Source organism: Pseudomonas muyukensis, assembly GCF_019139535.1.
Lineage (GTDB): Bacteria > Pseudomonadota > Gammaproteobacteria > Pseudomonadales > Pseudomonadaceae > Aquipseudomonas > Aquipseudomonas muyukensis.
The window spans coordinates 2,479,514-2,501,628 of record NZ_CP077073.1 but is presented as its reverse complement, the minus strand read 5'-3'; the positions used below and the strand labels follow the sequence as shown (position 1 = coordinate 2,501,628).

The following is a 22,115-nucleotide window of genomic DNA, read 5'->3' as shown; positions in this document are numbered from 1 at the left end:
TTGGCTAATAGGTTATTCCAATAACCCCGCCTGGAAGCTTGCCTTAGCCCTTCACCACCCTTACCGCCTCATTTGTCACCACACATGATCGGCATCGACTCCGCACCGAACACCAAAGGTTCCCGACGCCCGAAATACAGCGCCGTCAGCAGCCCAGCCACGCCCATGGCCAGACAAAAACCGACACACACCCACGGGCTCCACGGCATCAGCGCAATCAGCGCCAGCGGTGTAGTGCTCGCCCACAACGCATAAGCAACGTTGTAGGTGAAGGAGATCCCCGACACGCGGATCTGCGCCGGGAACAGCCCGACCATCACCGACGGCACCACCCCCACCACGCCGCAGCAAAGCCCCGCCAGGGCATAGGCCAGCCAGGTCATGCCCCACTGCCCGACCAGGCTGGCGTACAACACGCCGATACCCAACGGCAACAGCAGGCTGTACAGCATCAACGCGCGCCAGGCGCCAATGCGGTCCACCAGCAGCCCGGCCAGCACACAGCCGATATTTAGAAAGACGATGCCCACGCTGCTCAGGGCGAAGGTGTGCCCGGCCGTCATGCCAAAGCGTTGCTGCATCACCGTCGGGGTGATCACCACCAGCACCACCACCGCCGATGTCAGCACGCAGGTCAGCAGCGCCGCCGGGATCAGCGCTCGGCGATGCTCGGCCAGCACGCTGCGCAAGGGGAATGCCACCGGCTGTTGCTGGCACTCGCGCAGGGCCAGGAACACCGGCGTTTCACTCAACCAGCGACGCAGCCAGACACCAATCACACCGAACACGCCACCCAGCAGGAACGGATAACGCCAGGCGTAATCGAGAATCTCCTGGGGCGTGTAGAGCTGCGCCAGCAAGGTTGCGGTCAGCGCTCCGAGCAGGTAGCCGAAAGTCAGCCCGGCTTGCAGGAAGCCCAGCGCATAGCCCCGCCGCCCCACTGGCGCGTGCTCGGCGACGAAGGTCCAGGCACTGGGCACCTCGCCGCCGACCGCAGCGCCTTGCAGGATTCGCAACGCCAGCAGGATCAGCGGCGCGGCATAGCCGATGTCGGCATAGGTCGGCATCACCCCGATCAGCAGGCACGGCAGGGCCATCATCAGGATGCTCAGGCTGAACACCCGCTTGCGCCCCAGGTGATCGGCGAAATGCGCCATGAGGATGCCGCCCAGTGGCCGCGCCAGGTAGCCGGTGACGAAGATCCCGAAGCTCTGCAGCAGGCGCAGCCACTCCGGCATCTCGGGCGGGAAGAACAGCTGGCTGAGGGTCAGGGCGAAGAATACGAAGATGATGAAATCATAGATTTCCAGGGCACCGCCCAGTGCCGCCAGACCCAGGGTTCGGTGGTCGCCGCGGCTGAACCGGGGCGGGCGGGCGGTATCGATGGCAGTCATGGCAGGTTCCGCAACTTGGCAAAAGGCCAAGAGGATAGCAAAAGCCCGCCCTGACGGCTCAGGAGCTGCGGCTGAACACCGTCGGCGCCAGGCCGCTGCGCCGGCGCGCATAGCCGGGGCTGGCGGCCAACCCCGCCGGCAGCGGTAGCTGGCCAACCAGCACCGGCAGGTCGATGATCGCCATGAACGACTCCAAGGCCTCGCTGTCGGGTGCGCGCGGCAGGCTGATGCTCACCGCATGACGATCGTTCGGCGCCACCGTCGGCACCTTGAGGTGCGGCGCGTGGTAGAGCAGTGCGTGCTGGATCTGCGAACTGACCCGGCAGAACCGCGCCAGGTCGACGCCGGCATGGCTGGCCAGCTCGATGTTGCCGATCAGCAGGTTGAACGGCTGCAGGGCACTGTGCACCAGGCGCTGGAGGTCGTCGAAACTGTCGACAGGAGCGATCCGGTAGTAGCCCAGGCCATTGAGCATCCTCTCCAGCTGCAGGCGCTGCTCGGGATGCTCGTCGGCGATGAGAATGCGCATGGCTTTATTGGGCATCGTACGGGCCTGGGCAGTGAGGTGAGAGAACGAGGCTCCATGACCATACTGCGCCCGTGCGGGCAGCGTCGGGCGAATCGCCCGCGCAGGGTCTTTCTTGATAGTTGTCGTGAAACAACCAGAAATCAAGCCGCCGGCTCACGGAATTTTCACATTCCTGCGACCTGCTCATGACTCCCAATGGCGCATGCGCACCCGGCAGTGTTTCATGGCGTTGACGATGTGCTTTTCCACCAGGCTGCGGGAGATGCCCAGGCGCTCGGCGATCTGGCTGTGGGACAAGCCCTCGAGCTTGCGCAGCAGGAAACTGTCGCGGCAAGGCGCGCTCAGCTCGTCCAGGGCCTGCTGCATCAAGGCCAGGCGCTGGTCATGCTGCATGCCTTGCACCGGCGCCGGGGTATGCCAGCGCTCGTCCTGGTCGAGCACTTCCAGCGGCTCGGTCTGGCGCACCAGGTGGCGCCGATGGCGGTCGACCACCAGGTTGAGCGCCGTACGGTAGAGGAACGCGCGGGGGTGCTCGATCTGCTCGCCGGCGGTACGCTCCAGCACCCGCAGGTAGGCATCATGGGCGACGTCCTCGGCGGCCTGGCGACTGCCAAGGCGGGCGCTGAGAAAGTTCACCAATTCGCGATAGTAATGTTCCACGATGGCACCTGGCGCCTCCCTGCTCGAGCGCGGACCTGGCTGGGAGGCGGGTCTGGATGATGTCAGCGTGCGATCTTACAAATTATAATTATTCTCAGCAACACACCGATCGCCCCTCCCTTGCGCTAAATCATGCCGGCCCGGGTTCGTTTACCGTCAGACCCCGAGCGTGCCGCCCTCGACGCGGCACTCGCCCTTCCCTCCGGCTGGAAGCCCGCATGACACGCACATCCACTCCCCGCCGCCGGATACTGCTCGGCACCCTTGGCCTGCTCGGCCTCGGCAGCCTGGTGGCCTGGCAGAGCCTGCCACTGGGCGGCGCACCGGTCAGCACGGTGCCGGTGACCCGCGCCGACATCGAAAGCAGCGTCACCGCCCTGGGCACCCTGCAGCCACGCCGCTACGTCGACGTTGGCGCCCAGGCCTCGGGGCAGATCCGCAAGCTGCATGTCGAAGCCGGCGACGAGGTTCGCCAGGGCCAGTTGCTGGTGGAAATCGATCCATCCACGCAGCAGGCCAAGCTCGACGCCGGGCGGTTTTCGATCGAGAACCTCAAGGCCCAGCTCGCCGAGCAACGCGCCCAGTATCAACTGGCCCAGCAGCAGCACCGGCGCCAAAGCGACCTGGCCGCGGCCGGCGCCACCCGCCAGGAAGACCTGCAGGCAGCGCAAGCCCAGCTCAAGGTGACCCAGGCGCGCATCGACATGTACCAGGCGCAGATCCGCCAGGCCCAGGCCAGCCTGCGCAGCGACGAAGCCGAACTGGGCTACACCCGCATCTATGCGCCGATGAGCGGCACCGTGGTGGCGGTGGACGCCCGCGAGGGCCAGACCCTCAACGCCCAGCAACAGACGCCGTTGATCCTGCGCATCGCCAAGCTCTCGCCGATGACGGTCTGGGCCCAGGTATCCGAAGCCGATATCGGCAAGGTCACGCCGGGCATGACCGCTTATTTCACCACCCTCGCCGGCGGCAAGCGCCGTTGGACCAGCCGCGTGCGGCAGATCCTGCCGATCCCGCCCAAGCCCCTGGAGCAGGCCAGCCAGGGCAGCGGCAGCCCGGCCAGCGCCAGTGCCGGCACGACTGGCAGCAAAGTGGTGCAGTACACCGTGCTGCTGGATGTCGACAACCCCGACGGCGCCCTGATGGCCGAGATGACCAGCCAGGTGTTCTTTGTCGCCGGCCAGGCCAGCCAGGTGCTCAGCGCCCCGCTGGCGGCGCTGGATGACACCCCCGGGGATGGCCTGCGCCTGGCCCAGGTGCTCAACCGCCAAGGCAAGATCGAGGCGCGCCAGGTGCGCACGGGCCTCAGCGACCGGCTGCGGGTGCAGATCCTCGAAGGCCTGAACGAAGGTGAGCGCCTGGTCATCGGCAGCCCTGCCGCCAGCGGAGGTTGACATGCCCACGCCCCTGATCGAGCTACGCGATATCCGCAAGGTCTACGGCGGTGTCGATTCACCGCAAGTGGAGGTGTTGCGCGGCGTCAGCCTGAGCATCCACCCCGGCGAGTTCGTCGCCATCGTCGGCGCGTCCGGCTCCGGCAAATCGACCCTGATGAACATCCTTGGTTGCCTTGACCGGCCCAGCGCCGGCAGCTATCACTTCGCCGGCCGCGACGTGGCCGAGCTGGACAGCGACGAGCTGGCCTGGCTGCGCCGCGAAGCCTTCGGCTTCGTGTTCCAGGGCTACCACTTGATCCCCGCCGGCTCCGCCCAGGAAAACGTCGAGATGCCGGCCATCTACGCCGGCACGCCACCTGCCGAGCGCCATGCCCGCGCCCGCGCCCTGCTCGCGCGCCTGGGCCTGGCCAGCCGTACCGGCAACCGCCCGCACCAGCTGTCCGGCGGCCAGCAGCAACGGGTGTCGATTGCCCGCGCCCTGATGAACGGCGGGCATATCATCCTCGCCGACGAGCCCACCGGCGCGCTCGACAGCCACAGCGGCGCCGAGGTCATGGCCCTGCTCGACGAGCTGGCCAGCCAGGGCCATGTGATCATTCTCATCACCCACGACCGCGAGGTCGCGGCCCGTGCCCAGCGGGTCATCGAAGTACGCGACGGCCAGGTGGTCAGCGACTCGGCCGCCGACCAGCCAACAGCAACCGCCAACCAACGCCTGCAAGCCGACGACCTGCGCCAGCGCCTGGACCGCGGCGCTTCCCTCAGGGGCGCCTGGAAAGGCGAGCTGCTCGAGGCACTGCAAGCGGCCTGGCGCATCATGTGGATCAATCGCTTTCGCACCGCCCTGACCTTGCTCGGCATCGTCATCGGCGTGGCCTCGGTGGTGGTCATGCTGGCCGTGGGCGAAGGCAGCAAGCGCCAGGTGATGGCGCAGATGGCCGCGTTCGGCTCCAACATCCTCTACCTCAACGGCAAGCAGGCCACCCAGCAGGAACCGGCCGGCATCGTCACCCTCGATGATGTCGCGGCCATCGGCGAGCTGCCGCAGGTCCGCCAGGTCATGCCGGTGATCGGCGACAAGCTGATGGTGCGCCAGGGCAACAACAGCCAGCAGTTCTACGTCGGCGGCAACAACACGGCGTTCCCCGAGATCTTCAACTGGCCGGTGGTCGAAGGCAGCTTCTACAGCGAGGCCGACGAGGCCAGCGGCGCGGCGGTGGCGGTGATCGGCGCCAAGGTGCGCGACAAGATGTTCGGCCCCACCAGCAACCCGCTGGGCCAGTACCTGCTGATCGGCAACGTGCCCTTCCAGGTGGTCGGCGTACTGGTGGCCAAGGGCGCCAGCTCCGGCCAGCAGGATGCCGACGAGCGCATCGCCGTGCCCTACTCCGCCGCGGCCATCCGCCTGTTCGGCAGCCGCGATCCGGAATACATCGCCATCGCTGCCCAGGACTCCGGCCGCGTGACCGAGACCGAACAGGCCATCGACCGCCTGCTGCGCCAGCGCCACCAGGGCCGCCACGATTTCGAACTGACCAACGATGCCGCGCTGATCCAGGCCGAGGCCCGCACCCAGAACAGCCTGTCGCTGATGCTCGGGGCGATCGCCGCGATCTCGCTGCTGGTCGGGGGTATCGGCGTGATGAACATCATGCTCATGACCGTGCGCGAGCGCACCCGGGAAATCGGTATCCGCATGGCCACCGGCGCCCGCCAACGCGACATCCTGCGCCAGTTCCTCACCGAGGCGGTGATGCTGTCGATGGTCGGCGGGGTGACCGGTATCGTCCTGGCCCTGGTCATCGGCGGCGGCTTGCTGCTGGCCGATATCGCCGTGGCCTTCGCCCTGCCCGCCATGCTCGGCGCCTTCGCCTGCGCGGTGATCACCGGCGTGGTGTTCGGTTTCATGCCGGCCCGCAAGGCCGCCCGCCTCGACCCGGTCAAGGCCCTTACCAGCGAATAGCCCATGACATTTCCAAGCCGCTTCAGCCTGTTGACCTTGAGCCTGTGCCTGGCCGCCTGCAGCACCCCGCCACCACCGGCGGCGAACATCGACACCCCGTCGAGCTGGCAGGGCCCCGCCCACGCCGCGCGCCCCTTGCCCGACCAACACTGGTGGCGCGCCTTCGCCAGTGACGAACTGGACCGCCTGGTCGAACGCGCGCGGCACAACAGCCATGACCTGGCCGCCGCCGCCGCGCGGGTGCGCCAGGCCCAGGCCAGCGCGGTGATCGCCGGCGCGCCCTTGCTGCCCGAGGTGCAACTGGGCCTCAATGGCAGCCGCCAGCGCCTGTTGCGCGGCAATGGCAACGACCAGCTCGACGCCAGCAGCAGCGAACGCACCAGCACCTCGTTCGGTACGCGCCTGAGCGCCAGCTACGAAATCGATTTCTGGGGCGGCCTGCGCGCGACCCGCGACAGCGCCCTGCGCAGCCTCGACGCCAGCCGCTTCGACCGCCAGACCGTGGAGCTGACCCTGGTCAGCGCGGTTGCCGACAGCTACCTGCAAGGCCTGGCCCTGGAACAGCAGCTGCGCATCGCCCGCCTTAACCTGGGCAATGCCCGCGACGTGCTGGATCTGGTGAACGCCCGTGAACGCTCAGGCTCGGCCACGCGCCTGGAACTGGCCCAGCAACGCAGCCTGGTGGCCGCCCAGGAGCGCCAGGTGCCACTGCTGGAACAGCGCTGGCAGGACAACCGGGTAACCCTGGCCACCTTGCTCGGCGAGCCGGTCCAGGCCCTGCCCGCCAGCGTGCAGACGCTCGATGGCCTGCGCTGGCCGGGGATCGGCAGCGGCGTGCCCAGCGAACTGCTGGGCCGCCGCCCGGACATCGCCGCCGCCGAGGCCCGGCTGGCCGCGGCCAGCGCCAACGTCCAGGTGGCCCGGGCCGCCATGCTGCCGCGCCTGGTGCTGGGTGCCGATGTCGGCAGCGGTGCGCGGACCTTCGCCAACCTGTTCGACAGCCCCTACTACACCCTCACCGCCGGGCTCGCCGCGCCGATCTTCAACAACGGCCGCCTCAGCGCCTCGCGCGACCTGGCCAACGCCCGCCAACAGGAACTGCTCGAAGACTACCGGGGCAGCATCCTGGCCGGCTTCGCCGATGTCGAGAAGGCATTGAACGCCATCAGCGGCGTCGAGCGGCAACGCCAGTGGCAAGACCAGGAAGTCGACCAGGCGCGGATTGCCTTCGACCTGGCCCAACAGCGCTATGGTGCTGGCGCCGAGACCTTGCTCAGCGTGCTCGAGACCCAGCGCACGCTGTACCTGGCCCAGGACCAGCAGGCGCAACTGCGCCTGGCGAGGTTGCAGGGTAGCGTGGCGTTGTACAAGGCGCTGGGCGGGGGGTGGCAAGTAGAGTAAGCAGGGCTTGGACAGCGCCTCGCCTGGTTCGCCAGCAAGGCTGGGGCCTACAGGCGCGGGGGTGGCGCCGGCTTGCCGGCGAACCTCCTGCGCGCCTGGCTTCAGGTCACGATGTTCTTCAGCGACAGATGCCGCGCGTACCAGGGACGCTGGGGCACCTTGCGCAGCAATGGCGCGATCTTGTCGTCCTCGCCAAAGGTAATGCGCAAGGCCAGCTTCATGACCTCGACGTCCATCTCCACCGACTTGCCCGCACGCATGCCCGGCTGGGTGCTGCAACCATGGGTGTCCGGCCCCAGCCAAGGGTCGTCGACCTCCACCCAGCGGCCAGGCGCGAACCACGGCACACCATTGACCTCCAAGCGTCGGACCTGCCCAGGGTGATACCGCTCGTGAGCGCGGAACCAGTCATCGATTCGGTCGTCGATCCAGCCGTGGAAGCCCCAGAATACCGGGTTGACGTGGGATGAGAACGGATCGCCGAGAAAGTCGTTGTCGCGGGCGAACCAACGGGCGGCAAAGTCCGCCGGATCACGGGCAAACGGCACCGGTGCGCCACTGTTGGGATCGCGCGGCACCGACGCCCAGCACATGTGCAGCCAGTCGTGCAGGTTCATCTCCAGCTCGGAACCAAACGCGCCCAGCGACAGCTTCGACAGGTACAGCGGGTCCTGATACTGCGACTCCCACACCTGGAAGTTGCTGCAATAGGTCTCGCCGGCCTTGATCGCCCCCACCCACTGCCCGTAGGCCTGGTCACCGGGCGCCTGCCAGCCGGGCGGCACCCGCTGGCCGTCGTGGTTGTCGTGATAACGGGCAAAGCCTGCGCGGTCGAACTCGACGCTCGGCTGCGGCAACGGGAAGCGTGGCCAGGATGGCAAATCCTGCAGGGTGCGGGCATACATCAGCATGTGCCGGTGCATGAACAGGAAATCGATACCCGAACCATTACGGTGCTTGCGCGGCCCGCGGGCATCGCGCTCGCGGTCCCGTGGGCCAGGTTGCCAACCCAGGCCGCGCAGGGCGTCTTGCTTGGTTGGCGGCAAGCGGTGCCACTTGTCGCGCGTGGCATGCCAAAGCTGATGGAACAGCCGGTGCTCGGCGCCGATCACCCACGCCTGCATCTGTGGGGTGTAGGGAATGCGCTCACGCGCCTCGGGGAACAGGCGCTTGACCGCGACGAAGCGGCTGTCCTGCAACGGCAGGGTCAATGGCCGGTCCAGGCGCTGCAGGCGCCCGCTCAGGGTTCCACTGCCGGCGTTGGCAAAACTGCCCCAGACCTCGTCGAGGCTGGCCACGCATTCGTAGCTGGGGCCACCCTGCTGGTTCATCAAGCGCCAGCGCACCTCGCCGGTGCTGGCACCCACCAGGTCGCCAAGCACCCGGTAGGCGGGTTCGCCCGCGCCGCGCAGGCGCTCACCTTGGTCGACGAAGCCGCGCAGGCCGCGCCCCTTGGTGGCGATGTCGAGGAACATCTCGACACCTTGCCCGGGCACACCGTCCAGGCCCGCATCGGCGCCCTCGAAACGGATGTCCCAGACCCCCCGCAGCAGGTCCGCGAGCACCTGGCCGCTGTAGTCGGCCAACTCCACGCTGGCCTCGCCGGGGGTGACGATATCGTCCTCAGGGTCATGGGTCAGTTGCTTGTGCGCGTAATAGGCCGCCGTGCCCGTGGCGCCCGCCACGGCCAACCCGGCGATGAATCCTCGTCGAGAAATTGTCATTGCGCCTCAATCCGTCTCCGCGTGACGCGGCTTCTACCCAAGCTAGGACGTACCAGGCGTATGGAAATTTACCGCCCAAACCTGGAAACACGGGGCCGCAGGCGGCCCCGAATGCTTCAGCCCGCCACGGCGGCGCGCAGCGCCTCGGCAAAGCGCCCGGCGACTTCGTCGACCTGCTCGGCACTGATGATCAGCGGCGGCAGGAAGCGCACCACCGCGCCATGGCGGCCACCCAGCTCGAGGATCAGGCCACGGCGCAGGCATTCGCGCTGCACTTTCGGCGCCAGGGTGCGGCAGGCCGGCGGGTGCCCCAGGGCATCGTGGCTGCCGGCCGGGTCCACCAGCTCGACGCCGAGCATCAGGCCCCGGCCACGGATGTCGCCCAGTTGCGGATAGTCCTGTTGCAGGCGCTGCAGATGCCCACGCAAGCGCTGGCCCATGGCCTCGGCGTGCTCGCACAGGCGCTGCTCGACCAGGTACTTCATCACCGCCGAGCCCGTGGCCATGGCCATCTGGTTGCCGCGGAAGGTGCCGGCGTGCGCCCCGGGCGACCAGGTGTCCAGCCAGTCGCGGTAGACCGTCACCGCCATCGGCAGGCTGCCGCCAATGGCCTTGGACAGGGTCACCACGTCTGGCACGATGCCGGCGTGCTCGAAGGCGAACATCTTGCCGGTACGGGCAAAGCCGCTCTGGATCTCGTCGACGATCAAGGCCACCCCCGCCTGCTCGGTAATCCGCCGCAGGCCGCGCAACCACTCGATATCCGCCGGGATCACGCCGCCCTCGCCCTGCACCACCTCGACGATGACCGCCGCCGGCAGGGCCACCCCGGCCTCCGGATCGTTCAGCAGGTTCTCCAGGTAATGCAGGTTGGCGCGCACGCCAGCCTCACCGCCCAGGCCGAACGGACACCGATAGTCATAGGGATAGGGCAGAAACTGCACACCACTGGCGAGCAGCGCGCCCAACGGTTTCTTCGGCCCCAGGCTGCCCATCAGGCTGAGGGCGCCCTGGGTCATGCCGTGGTAGCCCCCCTGGAACGCCAGTACCGTGCTGCGCCCGGTAGCGGTGCGCACCAGCTTGAGCGCCGCCTCCACCGCATCGGTGCCGGTGGGGCCGCAGAACTGGATCTTCGCCTCGCGGCGCAAGGCCTCGGGCAACAGGCCGAACAGGTCCTGGACGAACTGGTCCTTGACCGGGGTGGTCAGGTCCAGGGTATGCAGCGGCAGTTCGTCGGCGATCACCTGCTGGATGGCATCGATCACCACCGGGTGGTTGTGGCCCAGGGCCAGGGTACCGGCGCCGGCCAGGCAATCGATGAACTGGCGACCGTCGACGTCCTCGACGTAGATGCCCCGGGCCCGCTTGAGCGCCAGGGGGATGCGCCGCGGGTAGCTGCGGGCGTTGGACTCCTGCTGTTGCTGGCGCAGCAGCAGCGCTGATGGCTCGAACTCATACAAGGCGCGCGGCGCGGTAGCCGGCAGTGCCTGGGCAAGGCTGGAAGCGGTCGACATCGGGAAAACCCTCGCAAGCAAGCGAATGTGCCCGCCACGCTTCCTGTCACCGGATGTGTGTCGGGTTGTTATCGCTTGGAGAACGCTTTGGCGAGGTGCGGATTTAGCGCTTGGCGTGGGATTTATTGTGGCGATGATGGCCCTGGCGCGGGGCAAGCCCGCGCCCTGTATCTGCTCAGGCTCTGTACGAACAGAGCCTAGACCACCGGGCGGGCCGGCACTTGCAGCCACACCCGCAAGCCATCGGCCTGGCTGTCGAAGCGCAAGGTGCCGGCACAACGCTGGACAATGGCCTGGACAATCGCCAGGCCCAAGCCGCAGCCACCGCTCTGGCCATGGCGCCAGAAGCGTTCGGTCAGGTGCGCAAGATCCTCCTCGGCAATCCCGGGGCCATGGTCGCGAACCATGAAGCCGACCTGCCCGTCCCGCGCCTGCACGGCCAGTTCCACCTCGGCATCACCGCCATGGCGCAAGGCGTTGTCCAGCAGGTTGCGCAAGGCCGCGACCGCCAGCGGTGCCGGCATGCCCAGGTAGACCTGGGCAGCCTCGTCCGGCAGGTGCAGGCGGATGCGCCGGTTGTCACCGCCACCGGCATCCTGCACCGCCTGCAAGGCCACCTGCTCGGCGCTGCACTGCACGCCGTCGTCGAACGACAGGCTGCCCTCGACCCGCGCCAGCATCAGCAGCTGCTCCAGGGTGCGGTGCATGCGATCGGTGCCCTGCTCGGCATGCGCCAGCGCCTGCTCGCGCACCGCGCCATCGGTCATGCGCGCCACTTGCAGGTGGGTCTTGATCGCCGTCAAGGGGCTGCGCAGCTCGTGGGCGGCATCGTCGGTCAGGCGCCGCTCGCGCTCGATGGTCTGGGCGATGCGCAGGAACAGCTGGTTCTGGGTGGCGAGCAGCGGCTGCAGCTCGCTGGGCAGGCCCGCCACCTGCAACGGCTCGACGCTGTCGGCGCGGCGCCGGCGCAACGCGTCGCGCATGCGGTTGAGCGGCTCCAGGCCCTTGCCCAGGCCGATCCACAACAACCCCAGGCTGCCGAGCAAGGCCATCAGCACCGGCGCCGAGGCCGCCAGCAAGATCGACTGGTTGAGCGCCTCGCGTTCCTGGTGCCGGTCGGCGGTGGTGATGCGCACATCGCCATGGTTGTAGGTGAAGGTACGCCACGAGGCGCCGTCGATGGTCTGGTCGCGAAAGCCGCTGCGCCCGTCATCGATGCTGCCGTCGTGCTTGTGGTTGCTGGCGAGGATTTCGCCGCGCAGGGAACTGACCTGGCACGCCATGCCGTCCGGCACGCTGAATTGATCGGCGGCGAAATGCGCATCCTGGCCCTTGGCGGCCAAGGGCTGCGGCAGCTGGTCGATCAACCCGGCAACCATCCGCGCCGAGGCGACCAGGCGCTGGTCGAGGGAGAACATCATCTGCTGGCGCAGGTCGCGCAGCATCCAGGCGGCGGCCAGCACCCAGATGATGATGAAGACGCTGCCGAGGATCAGCGACAGGCGTACCCGCAGGCTCATGATGCGCCCTCCTGCGGGGCCTGGGCCGGGCCGAGGCGATAGCCAAGGCCACGCACGGTCTCGACGATGCTGTTGCCGAGCTTGCGCCGCAGGTGATGGATATGCACGTTCAGCGCGTTGCTTTCGACCTCGTCGCCGAAGCCATACACGCAATCCTTGAGCTGCTCGCTGGAAAGCACCCGCCCGGGGTTCTGCAACAAGGCCTGCAACAGCGCCTGCTCGCGGCGCGACAGGTCGACGGGTTGGCCGGCCAGGGTCGCCAGGCAACTGCTCGGGTCGTAGCTGAGCGGGCCGTGCTCGATGGCGTTCACCGCCCGCCCGGCAACCCGGCGCAACAAGGTGTGCAGGCGCGCGGCCAACTCGCGCAGGTCGAACGGCTTGAGCAGGTAGTCGTCGGCGCCGGCCTGCAGGCCATCGACGCGATCGGTGACCGCATCGCGGGCGGTGAGCACCAGCACTGGCAGCGTCTCACCCTGTTGGCGCAGGCGACGCAGCAGCTTCAGACCGTCTTCGTCGGGCAGGCCGAGGTCGAGGATCATCACGTCGAACTGCGCGGTCTGCAGCATTTGCCGGGCCTGCGAGGCGCTGGCCACCCGATCCACGGTCAGGCCTTGGGCCGAGAGGCCGGCGCAGATACCGCTGGCGATCAGGTCGTCGTCCTCGCAGAGCAGAACGTGCATGGGGGATCTCCTGGGTGGGCTGGCGGGCATTGCACAGCGTGCTGATTAAGGGGGGATTATGAACCCTCTGGGCATTGCGACAATCATTGCCAGGCGTTTGCCGTCAGCGGGGTTAACCTTCAGTTAATACGCCATGCCCAGCATGGCCCCAACTCAAGCTCTACCAAGGCGTCGACATGCGTGTTTTCCTGCTTTTCCTGGCATTCCTGCTCGCCGGCCCCCTCCAGGCCAACCCCTTCGCCGTCAAACCGGACTTCCTGCCGGTGAACGAAGCCTTCGTCCTCACCCACGAGCGCCTGGACAACGGCCAGACGCGCCTGTTTTTCCAGATCAAGGACGGCTACTACCTTTACCAGAAACGCCTGAAGTTCGACGGTCTGCCCACCGCGCAGCAGCCCGCCTTGCCGGTGGCGGAAAACCACCACGACGAGTTCTTCGGCGACAGCGCGGTCTATCGCCAGCAACTTGAACTGCTGTTGCCCGCCACCGCCAGCGGCGAACTGCGCCTGGGCTGGCAGGGCTGCGCCGACGCCGGCCTGTGCTATCCGCCACAAACCACGGCCATCGCCCTCGGCGCCGCCCCCTCCACCGCAGCGGCAACCGACCAGGCCAGCGACCAGGCCTTGGCCAGCAATCTGCAACAGGGCAGCTTGGCCTGGAGCCTGCTGGCCTTCTTCGGCCTGGGCCTGCTGCTGGCCTTCACCCCCTGCTCGCTGCCGATGCTGCCGATCCTCGCCGGGCTGGTCCTGGGCAACGGCGCCAGCGCCCGCCGCGGCTGGTTGCTGGCCGGGGTCTACGTGCTGAGCATGGCGCTGGTCTATGCCGGCCTGGGGGTGATCGCCGCGCTGCTCGGCGCCAGCCTGCAAGCCTGGCTGCAACAGCCCTGGCTGCTGGGCAGCCTGGCCGGTTTGTTCGTGCTCCTCGCCCTGCCGATGTTCGGTGCCTTCGAGCTGCAACTGCCCAGCGCCCTGCGTGACCGCCTCGACCGCGCCGGCCAGGGCACCCGTGGCGGCAACCTGTATGGTGCGGCGCTGCTCGGCGCCTTGTCCGGGTTGCTGCTGGGCCCGTGCATGACCGCACCGCTGGCCGGCGCCCTGCTGTACATCGCCCAGAGCGGCGATGTGCTGCAAGGCGCGCTGGTGCTGTTCACCCTGGGCCTGGGCATGGGCGTGCCGCTGCTGTTGCTGGTCACCCTGGGCAACCGCTACCTGCCACGCCCGGGCGCCTGGATGAACCTGGTCAAGGGGCTGTTCGGCTTCGTGTTCCTGGCCATGGCCCTGTACACCGTGCGCAGCCTGCTGCCCGAGGCCCTGGTGCTGGCATTGGCCGGCGGCTGGCTGATTGCCCTGGGCTGGGCCGCCTGGCCGGCCCTGCAGCGCCTGCCGGCGCTGCGCGCGATACCGCTGCTCGGCGCGCTGTGGGGTGGCTTGCTGCTGGTCGGCGCCGCCGCCGGCGGCAGCGACCTGTGGCAACCGCTGCAACCCTTCGCCGGCAATACGGGCGCCAATGCCAAGGCCAGTGCCCACGACGCCTTCGTCACCGTCGCCAACCCCGGTGAGCTGCAACGCGAGCTGGACGCCGCCAAGGCCCGTGGCCAATGGGTGCTGGTGGACTACTATGCCGACTGGTGCGTGTCGTGCAAGGTCATGGAAAAACAGGTCTTCGGCCGTGCCGATGTGCAGGCCAGCCTGGCCGGCGTGCACCTGTTGCGCCTGGACGTCACCGCCGATGCGCCGGCCAGCCGGGCGCTGCTGCAACACTACCAGGTACCCGGCCCGCCCAGCCTGATCTGGATCGGCCCGGAAGGTGAAGAGCGCCGCGCCCGGCGTATCACCGGTGAAATCGATGCCGCCGGGTTCCTGCAACATTGGGCACAGACCAGGAGCCAAGGCTGATGCTGACGGTCACCCTCGGGCCACTGACCATGGCCCTGAACCACTTGCTGCTGCTCGCGGCGCTGGGCATCGCCAGCCTGGTCGGCTGGCGCGTGGCCCGACGCGGCGGCGAAAACCCCGAGTCGGCGCTGTTCAATTTGTTCCTGCTGGGGCTGCTGTTCGCCCGCCTGGGCTTCGTGCTGGCCTATTGGCCGATGTACCGCGACGACCCCTTGCAGATCATCGACATTCGCGATGGTGGCTTCCTGCTCTGGGGCGGGCTGCTGGGCCTGGTCCTGGGCACCCTCTGGCAAGGCTGGCGCCGCCCCGGCCTGCGTCGGCCGCTGGGCTGGGCACTGTTCAGCGGCGCGCTGTTCTGGGGCCTGGCCAGCCTGGCCAGCCATCTCTACAGCAAGGGCACCGAGCTGCCGCAGATGAGCCTGCGCGACAGCCGCGGCCAGGCCGTGGCCCTGCACGACTACCGGGGCAAGCCGCTGGTGATCAATATCTGGGCCACCTGGTGCCCGCCGTGTCGCCGCGAAATGCCGGTGCTGCAACAAGCCGAGGACGACTATCCCCACGTGACCTTCCTGTTCGTCAACCAGGGCGAAACCCCGGAGAACGTCAGCACCTTCATGGCCACCACCGGCCTGACCCTGTCCAACGTGCTGTTCGACGGCACTGGCGAACTGGCCCGCAAGGTCGGCTCCATGGCCCTGCCCACCACCCTGTTCTACAACGCCGAAGGGCGGCTGGTCGGCAGCCACCTGGGCGAACTGTCGCGGGCCAGCCTGCGCCATGCCCTGGAACCCTTCGAACGCGCCGAGGCGCCCGCCCCACAAGGAAACTGACATGCGATTGAATGCGCTGCTGCCCCTGACCCTGGCCCTGCTCGCCAGCCCCGCCCTGCACGCCGAAACCCTGCCCAAGGCCGTCCAGCAATTGCAGGCCAAGGGCGCTGTGATCAAGGGCAGCTTCGATGCCCCCAACGGCCTGCGCGGCTATGCCGCCGAATACCACAACAACGGCATCGCCCTGTACCTCACCCCCGATGGCAAGCATGTGCTGGTGGGCAGCCTGTTCGACGAGCAAGGCAAGGACCTGAGCGCCGAGCCCCTGGAAAAGCTGGTGTACGCGCCCATGAGCAAGGCCGTGTGGGCGAAGATGGAAAACACCGCCTGGATCGCCGACGGCAAGGCCGACGCGCCTCGCGTCGTCTACCTGTTCAGCGACCCCAATTGCCCTTACTGCAACATGTTCTGGCAGCAGGCGCGGCCTTGGGTCGAGTCGGGCAAGGTGCAGTTGCGCCACATCATGGTGGGCATCATCCGCGCGGACAGCCCGGGCAAGTCCGCCGCGCTGCTGGCCGCCAAGGACCCGGCCCAGGCCCTGCAAGCGCACGAGAAGGCCGGCAAGGCCAGTACCCTCAAGGCACTGGACAAGGTGCCGGAGGCGGTGCAGAAAAAGCTCGAGGCGAACATGGCGCTGATGGAGGAGCTGGGGTTGGCGGCGACGCCGGCGATCTTCTACCAGGATGAGCAAGGGCAGTTGCAGAGCCAGCAAGGGGCGCCGCGGCCGGAGATGCTCGGGAAGATTCTCGGCAAGCGTTGAGGGATGCCCGATAGCAGTGCCTGAAAAGCGCAAGGGATCCCCCTTCCCGCTTTTCAGGCTCAACACTTGACTTGAGTTTTTGCCCTGCGACGCTTATTCGGCAAACGTAAAGCTTTCCTCGGCCAGGCCATGATCCTTTCTGTACTGTTCGTCCCATTCGAAGTAACCGTCCGGTTCTTCGGCGCTGACACCTCGCTGCCAATAGTGCTCGCCATGCGCCAACTCCATGGCCCAGTGGTATTCCAGCTCGTGGGCACGCACCACAGCGGCCATGTAACCGCCCAGCGCATTATTCACCAACGGTGAAGCAAACAGCAGCGACTCGGCTTGCGCCTCTGACTTGCCGGCATAGTTGACCAAAATGGCCTTTATGACTTCCAACCACGTATGGAAGTTGAACACCACCTGCTCGTCCGGCTGCGCTTCATTGATCAAGACAATATTGTCGACGACCTGGCTCTTATCCATCATAACTGACAACCCTTTACCTTGAAGCGGTCGAACAACGCCGCTGCCTTCTTGGAGAAAATTGCGAACTGGCTTCCCTTGCTGGTCGGCTTTGCCTTGCCTCTTTTCACAGCCTGAGGGTTCCCGAGCATTGGGCCGCGGACACCATCATGCCCATGCTCGAGCGTCCCATTGCGCCCCTTGGTGACGTACTCCGCCCACTCGCCATTGGCGGAATCGAACACCTTCACGTCCAGTTTGGCGAGTTCGGCATTGGGAATATCGAACTGCGTAATCGTTGGGTGGCTACGCATGTTAGCCCATTCAACCGCTTGCGCCTTATCGGTTGTCACATAGAACCCACCCTGGCCGGCAGGGTTGAAGTCCAGCCCGGGTCGCCCTTTTGAAGGGTCGATGGCGCCCTGGATATCCCCGGCATGGTAGAAGGTCGTCACCCCTTCTGTTGCCGACAACCCCAATGGGTCAATCCAGGTGAGGGGGTTGGGGGCATAGCGATAAAGGTTGATGCCGCCCAGCAAGCCGATAGGATCGGGCTGGGTAAACCGACCGATATCCGGATCATAGAACCTGAACGTGCTGTAGTGCAGCCCCGTCTCCCGGTCCAGGTACTGCCCCTGCAAGCGCAGGTTCTGCTGGCTGGCCTGTGCCGGCGCATGCCACTCCTGGCAGCTGTTGCCCCAGACGTGAAAGTCGCCTTGCCAGACGCTCGTGCCCTGCTCATCGGTCAGCTGCTCTGGCAGACCTGCCGCGTTGGTATGGAAGTGCAGTACCTGCTCATGACCAGGCGCGCCATCCACCCTGGCCAACGGCTCATGCCCGCCGCCGGTGTACAGGTAGAGACTCGGTTTTCCGTCCTGTACCTCCTGCAACAACCGCAGGCCCTGCCAAAGGAACGCGGTACGACTGAGCGGCGTCTCATGCGCGTCCCGGTAGAGGCGTTTTTCGATGCGCCTGCCCAGCGGATCATAGGCAAACTCGACCCGCTCACGCAGCGGCCCGCGCTGCTGCCTGACAAGCACCAGCCGGTGCTCGGCATCGTACTCAAAGTACTGGATCAGATGCTTGCCAGTGCGCTTTTCGCAGAGTCGACCAAAGCGGTCGTAACGGTAACGGCGGTCCTGGAAAACCTTCACCCGATCGTGCCGGACCCGGCCGTTGACCTGGAACCCCTCGAGCAGGTTACCGGCGCGGTCATAGCCAAAGTGCTCGGCCATCGCCGGCTGCGGGTGGGGCATCTGGCGCGATGCGCCATGGATGCGCCCGGTAGGCCCATACCCGTAACCGGCACGGCCCTGGTAGCTGCCCCGCCCACCGGCACCGGCCTGGAAACGCCCGATCAGGTGTTCCAGGTCAACGCCCAGCCCACTGCCGGAACGCTGAGTCTGGGTCAGCAGCTCACCGACCAGGTTGTCACCGGCATCGTATTGATAGTCCTTTTGCAACAACGGCAGGCTGCCCAACGCAGCGTCGTGGTATTCAACGGCCTTGCGCACCAGGCGCCGAGTGCTGTCGTAGTGTGTCCTGGTCTGTAGTGTGCCTTGGCTACGCAGTACCTCGCCATGCAAGGCATCGCGCTCGAAATCGCTTATCACACGACCGTCAAGGTTGATCTGGTGCAGGTGGCCACTGCCGTAGCGCAAATAATTGATCCGCCGTGTGTCTGGCAGCGTCAGGGTTTGCAGGTTGCCCAGTGGGTCATAGGCGTAACCCAGCTGTCCGGCGCCGTGGCTCTCGCTCAACAAGCGGCCGATAGCGTCATAGGTAAACGCCAACTCCTGACGCTGCCCTCCGTGCCGGGTGAAACAGATCGCCAGCAGGTTGTCGGCGGCATCGTAGCGGTAGGTCGTCTCACCATCATCGGTACACTTGCGCACCAGGCGGCCGACGGCGTCATGTTCATGGTGATGGATCTGTGCCGGCGGCTCCGGTTCCGCCGGGCTGCCCGGGAACACAGGTTCCGCGGTAGCGCAAGGATGCACGGTGCGCTGGATGACATTGCCCAAAGCGTCGTGACGCAGCGTGCAGCCACCGCCATCGAGATTGCGCTGGCTGCTCAATCGATCCAGTGCATCCCACTCAAAACGATAGTGCTCGCCGTTTTCGTTCTCCAACTGCTGCAAGCGACCATAGGCATCCCACCCCAGGCGCACGGTGTGACCTAGCGCATCGGTGCGTTGCAGCAGTCGTCCGCTGCCATCGTACTGCCATTGGGTCACGCGCTGCGCCGGGTCGACATGGCGGGCCAACTTGCCGGCCGCATCGACCTGGTAATGCTCGACCCTGCCGTCGGCCAACTCACGCTGCAGCAAATGGCCACGAGCATCGAAGCGGTAGCGCGTGGTGCCACCCTCGGCGTTGCGTACCTCACTCAGGTGCCCGCGCCAGTCATAACGGTAATGGGTCTGCTGGGCAGAACAGTCGCACGCGGCGATCAGTTGCCCGCGATCATTCCAATTGAAAGAGCGCTCCTTTCCCAAGGCGTCGACGCTGTGCACAAGCCGTCCCTGGCGATCGTAGGCGTAACCTGTCGTCTGCCCGAGCGGATCGACCTCAGCCAGCAGGTTGCCCCGCCCATCATAGGTATATCGACGCTCACCGCCTGCCCCGTCGGTGATCCGGCTGGGTAAAGCCCAATGTTCGGTATAGGCGACACTCTCACAACGCCCCAACGGATCGGTAGTGGCGACCAGTCGCCCGAGGGCATCGTAGCCATAGGACCACTCGCCACCTTGCGGATCGAGGGTGCGCCGCAACAAGCCATCGACATAGTCGTGCCGCCATATGCAGCCCAATGCATCGATGTAGGTGTGGACCTCATGCAAGGCACCCCAGTGATAGTGCTCCACCCGCCCCAGGCCATCGGTGACCTGGGTATGGCCCTGCTCCAGGTCATAGGTGAAGCGATAGTCCTCGCCATCGCTGCCCCAATGCCTCACCACACGCCACTCGTGGCCTGGCTGAGGCTCGAGCAGCGGCGGCATGGCATAAGGCGTGCCATCCAGGCTGCAAGGCTTTCGCGAAACCGCCGCAGGTGCAAAGCAGGCCCATTGGTAGTGCCGCGTCGCGCCCGTGGGCAGCGTATGGCTGGCCATCAACCCTTGGTCGGTGTAGGTAAACTGCCTCAGCACTTGCCCTTCGGCATCGGCGACAGACTCCAGCTGCCCTGCCGGGGTGTAGCGATACTGCACCAGGCATTCGCGCTGCTCGACGGCAAAGGCCTGGCCGGCCTGCAGGTGCAACCTGTGGATCTCGGCGACCCGGCGCGGTTGCCCGTCGGCGAAGCGCAGTTCGATGAAGGTGCGGGCGAAGGTGTCACCGAGAAACTGCAACCGCCCCTGATCGTCGTAGAACAGCTCCAGGCAGTTGAGATTGCGATCGCCTACCTTGACCAGCCGCGACCGCCGGCTGTCCAGCGGGTCGGTGTGGAACACCTGGTACAACCCGCTATTGATGTCCTCGACGATGGTAAAGCCATTGTCCTGATGAAAGAACGCCAGGCCATCGAGAAGGCTGACGAAGGCACTGCCGACCTGCAGGCGACCGAGCTCCAGCCTGGAGCCTTCTTCATCGATGTAGATCCACAGCTCGCCACCCTCTGGGTGCGCGACACGCTCCAGACGCACTTCGTAGGGCACGCTCCAACCCATGCCGAACAGACCATCTGTGCGCAAGTCGTTGCTGTCATAACGCCGCGCCCAGGTAATCGGGACCAGCGCCGCCAGTTTGAAATCCACATCCTCGGGGCCTTCCTGAAACTTACGGCCCGTGGACGGTGCCACCGGGTTGCCGACCCCGCACCGGCGCCCTTTGAGCATGCCACGACGGCTGATGAGCATCCCGGCGATCAAGCCGATGATCTTCGCCGCCGCACTCTTGCCGTCGTGAATGTCGCGCACCGTCGTGGTGCCGCCACCGATGCGCACGTTCGGCGAATAGGTCATGCCGATCGGCCCGTCGCAGGTGGTCTTGTCCCCTACCCGGGCGGCGGGCTGGCCGTTGATGAACACCTTGTCCGAGCCTTGGGCGACGAACTGCTCGGGCATTGGCGGATGCTTGCTGCATACCACCTTGTCCTCGGGTTTGGGAATCGACCCGGGGGCCGCCGGCGTGGTCACCGGCGGGTTGAAGATGCTGTTGATCTCCTGTGCCAGGCCAATCACCGGCATCACCATCGAGGCGCCGACCATGGCGTAGGCACCGATGTTCTCCAGGATCGACGGTTCTTCGCCGGGCGAAGGCTCCGCGACCGGGCCGCCGCTCACCCCGGCGGCTCGCGCCGCGAGGATGCCGTTGATGCGGGTGTTGTGCGAGCCACTGCTGATGGACCCGTAGGGCTCGGGCGGGAACATCGAATTGCCGACCCAGGTGCTGAAGTCGCTGATGTGATCGCCAATGCTCTTGTCTTCACCGGCCGGCAGCATGGCGGCAGCACTGACCATGGCACCGGCGATCAGTGGTGTGAGCGCAGCGGCGGCACCACCGGTACCGACCACGGCCACCACCGCGCCGCCGATGGCGGCCCCGACTGCAGCGACGGCTGCCGCATAGACAGCCGCCTCGACCAGGCCACTGACCAGTTCGGCCATCAAGGGTGGATGGAGGATGAGGTCGCCCATGCGGGCGGCGTGCAGGCTGTCGTCCATGAAACCTGGGAAATCCTTGGGTGGAAGCTGCGCAGGGTAGCACTGGCAAGGGTGCGGCTTACATGCTGGCCAGGCGCCATAATGCTCTGCTCATGGCGTCATCACGCCTGCGTAGGCCAGCTTGCTGGCAAACCAGGCGACGCGGTGGATGGCACCGGCCATGCCGGTGTTCGCCGGCAACGCCGGCTCCTACGCCGCCCGCGACCTGCCCGCCCGTAGGAGCCAGCCTTGCTGGCGAACCAGGCGCCACGGTGGCTGGCACCGGCAGTGCCGGTGTTCGCCGGCAAGCTCCTACGCGGCCCGCGACCTGCCCGCCCGTAGGAGCCAGCCTTGCTGGCGAACCAGGCGACGCGGTGGATGGCACCGGCAGTGCCGGTGTTCGCCGGCAAGCCGGCTCCTACGCCGCCCGCGACCTGCCCGCCCGTAGGAGCCAGCCTTGCTGGCGAACCAGGCGCCACGGTGGATGGCACCGGCAGTGCCGGTGTTCGCCGGCAAGCCGGCTCCTACGCCGCCCGCGACCTGCCCGCCCGTAGGAGCCAGCCTTGCTGGCGAACCAGGCGCCGCGGTGGCTGGCACCGGCAGTGCCGGTGTTCGCCGGCAAGCCGGCTCCTACGCGGCCCGCGACCTGCCCGCTCGTAGGCGCCAGCTTGCTGGCGAACCAGGCGACGCGGTGGATGGCACCGGCAGTGCCGGTGTTCGCCGGCAAAGCCGGCTCCTACGCCGCCCGCGACCTG

15 protein-coding genes are annotated in these 22,115 nt (G+C 66.8%); 6 read left to right on the top strand and 9 right to left on the bottom strand.

Annotated features, from left to right (window positions below; translation table 11 throughout):
• Positions 1-68 precede the first annotated feature (68 nt).
• From KSS95_RS11220 to KSS95_RS11210, 3 genes are all read right to left on the bottom strand, one after another.
• Positions 69-1,394: an MFS transporter gene (locus KSS95_RS11220; RefSeq protein WP_217853713.1), complete on the bottom strand. Its 1,326-nt coding sequence runs from the start codon at positions 1,392-1,394 to the stop codon at positions 69-71.
• A gap of 58 nt (positions 1,395-1,452) precedes the next feature.
• A complete protein-coding gene (locus KSS95_RS11215) occupies positions 1,453-1,938 on the bottom strand; it encodes a histidine kinase (protein WP_217853712.1) in 486 nt (161 codons plus the stop codon).
• A 168-nt stretch (positions 1,939-2,106) separates the two neighbouring features.
• Complete coding sequence (locus tag KSS95_RS11210) at positions 2,107-2,649, bottom strand: sigma-70 family RNA polymerase sigma factor (RefSeq protein WP_263974811.1); 543 nt, start codon at positions 2,647-2,649, stop codon at positions 2,107-2,109.
• A gap of 152 nt (positions 2,650-2,801) precedes the next feature.
• Here KSS95_RS11210 and KSS95_RS11205 point away from each other — a divergent pair, with 152 nt between their 5' ends.
• The 3 genes from KSS95_RS11205 to KSS95_RS11195 are packed head-to-tail and all read left to right on the top strand — an operon-like array spanning position 2,802 to position 7,347.
• Positions 2,802-3,980 carry an efflux RND transporter periplasmic adaptor subunit gene (locus KSS95_RS11205; RefSeq protein ID WP_217853711.1) on the top strand — a complete coding sequence of 393 codons (1,179 nt, stop codon included), beginning with the start codon at positions 2,802-2,804 and terminating at the stop codon, positions 3,978-3,980.
• A 1-nt stretch (position 3,981) separates the two neighbouring features.
• Complete coding sequence (locus tag KSS95_RS11200) at positions 3,982-5,946, top strand: MacB family efflux pump subunit (protein WP_217853710.1); 1,965 nt, start codon at positions 3,982-3,984, stop codon at positions 5,944-5,946.
• Between the two features lie 3 nt (positions 5,947-5,949).
• Positions 5,950-7,347 carry an efflux transporter outer membrane subunit gene (locus KSS95_RS11195; protein WP_217853709.1) on the top strand — a complete coding sequence of 466 codons (1,398 nt, stop codon included), beginning with the start codon at positions 5,950-5,952 and terminating at the stop codon, positions 7,345-7,347.
• Between the two features lie 101 nt (positions 7,348-7,448).
• Here KSS95_RS11195 and pvdP read toward each other — a convergent pair whose 3' ends face one another.
• The 4 genes from pvdP to KSS95_RS11175 form a co-directional block, all read right to left on the bottom strand.
• Positions 7,449-9,071: a pyoverdine maturation tyrosinase PvdP gene (gene pvdP / locus KSS95_RS11190; RefSeq protein WP_217853708.1), complete on the bottom strand. Its 1,623-nt coding sequence runs from the start codon at positions 9,069-9,071 to the stop codon at positions 7,449-7,451.
• Positions 9,072-9,187: 116 nt separating this feature from the next.
• Entirely contained in the window at positions 9,188-10,585 is a 1,398-nt protein-coding gene (locus tag KSS95_RS11185; RefSeq protein ID WP_217853707.1) for an aspartate aminotransferase family protein, read from the bottom strand.
• Between the two features lie 197 nt (positions 10,586-10,782).
• The gene (locus tag KSS95_RS11180; protein ID WP_217853706.1) at positions 10,783-12,105 is read right to left on the bottom strand and encodes an ATP-binding protein; all 1,323 of its coding nucleotides are present in this window, start codon (positions 12,103-12,105) and stop codon (positions 10,783-10,785) included.
• The gene (locus KSS95_RS11175; RefSeq protein WP_217853705.1) at positions 12,102-12,785 is read right to left on the bottom strand and encodes a response regulator; all 684 of its coding nucleotides are present in this window, start codon (positions 12,783-12,785) and stop codon (positions 12,102-12,104) included. The genes KSS95_RS11180 and KSS95_RS11175 overlap by 4 nt, the downstream gene beginning before the upstream one ends.
• Before the next feature lie 176 nt (positions 12,786-12,961).
• Between KSS95_RS11175 and dsbD the strand changes: the two genes are divergently transcribed.
• Genes dsbD through dsbG form a run of 3 tightly spaced genes read left to right on the top strand, consistent with a single transcriptional unit; the run spans position 12,962 to position 16,270 of the window.
• Complete coding sequence (gene dsbD, locus KSS95_RS11170; protein ID WP_217853704.1) at positions 12,962-14,680, top strand: protein-disulfide reductase DsbD; 1,719 nt, start codon at positions 12,962-12,964, stop codon at positions 14,678-14,680.
• Complete coding sequence (locus KSS95_RS11165) at positions 14,680-15,510, top strand: TlpA family protein disulfide reductase (RefSeq protein WP_217853703.1); 831 nt, start codon at positions 14,680-14,682, stop codon at positions 15,508-15,510. The genes dsbD and KSS95_RS11165 overlap by 1 nt, the downstream gene beginning before the upstream one ends.
• A 1-nt stretch (position 15,511) precedes the next feature.
• The gene (gene dsbG, locus KSS95_RS11160; protein ID WP_217853702.1) at positions 15,512-16,270 is read left to right on the top strand and encodes a thiol:disulfide interchange protein DsbG; all 759 of its coding nucleotides are present in this window, start codon (positions 15,512-15,514) and stop codon (positions 16,268-16,270) included.
• A 93-nt stretch (positions 16,271-16,363) separates the two neighbouring features.
• On the opposite strand, the gene KSS95_RS11155 is transcribed toward dsbG, so the two are convergent.
• Both KSS95_RS11155 and KSS95_RS11150 read right to left on the bottom strand, forming a co-directional pair.
• Positions 16,364-16,741, bottom strand: a complete 378-nt coding sequence (locus tag KSS95_RS11155) for a hypothetical protein (RefSeq protein ID WP_217853701.1) — start codon at positions 16,739-16,741, stop codon at positions 16,364-16,366.
• Complete coding sequence (locus KSS95_RS11150) at positions 16,738-21,381, bottom strand: RHS repeat-associated core domain-containing protein (RefSeq protein ID WP_217853700.1); 4,644 nt, start codon at positions 21,379-21,381, stop codon at positions 16,738-16,740. Before KSS95_RS11150 ends, KSS95_RS11155 begins: the two co-directional genes overlap by 4 nt.
• Between the last annotated feature and the right edge of the window lie 734 nt (positions 21,382-22,115).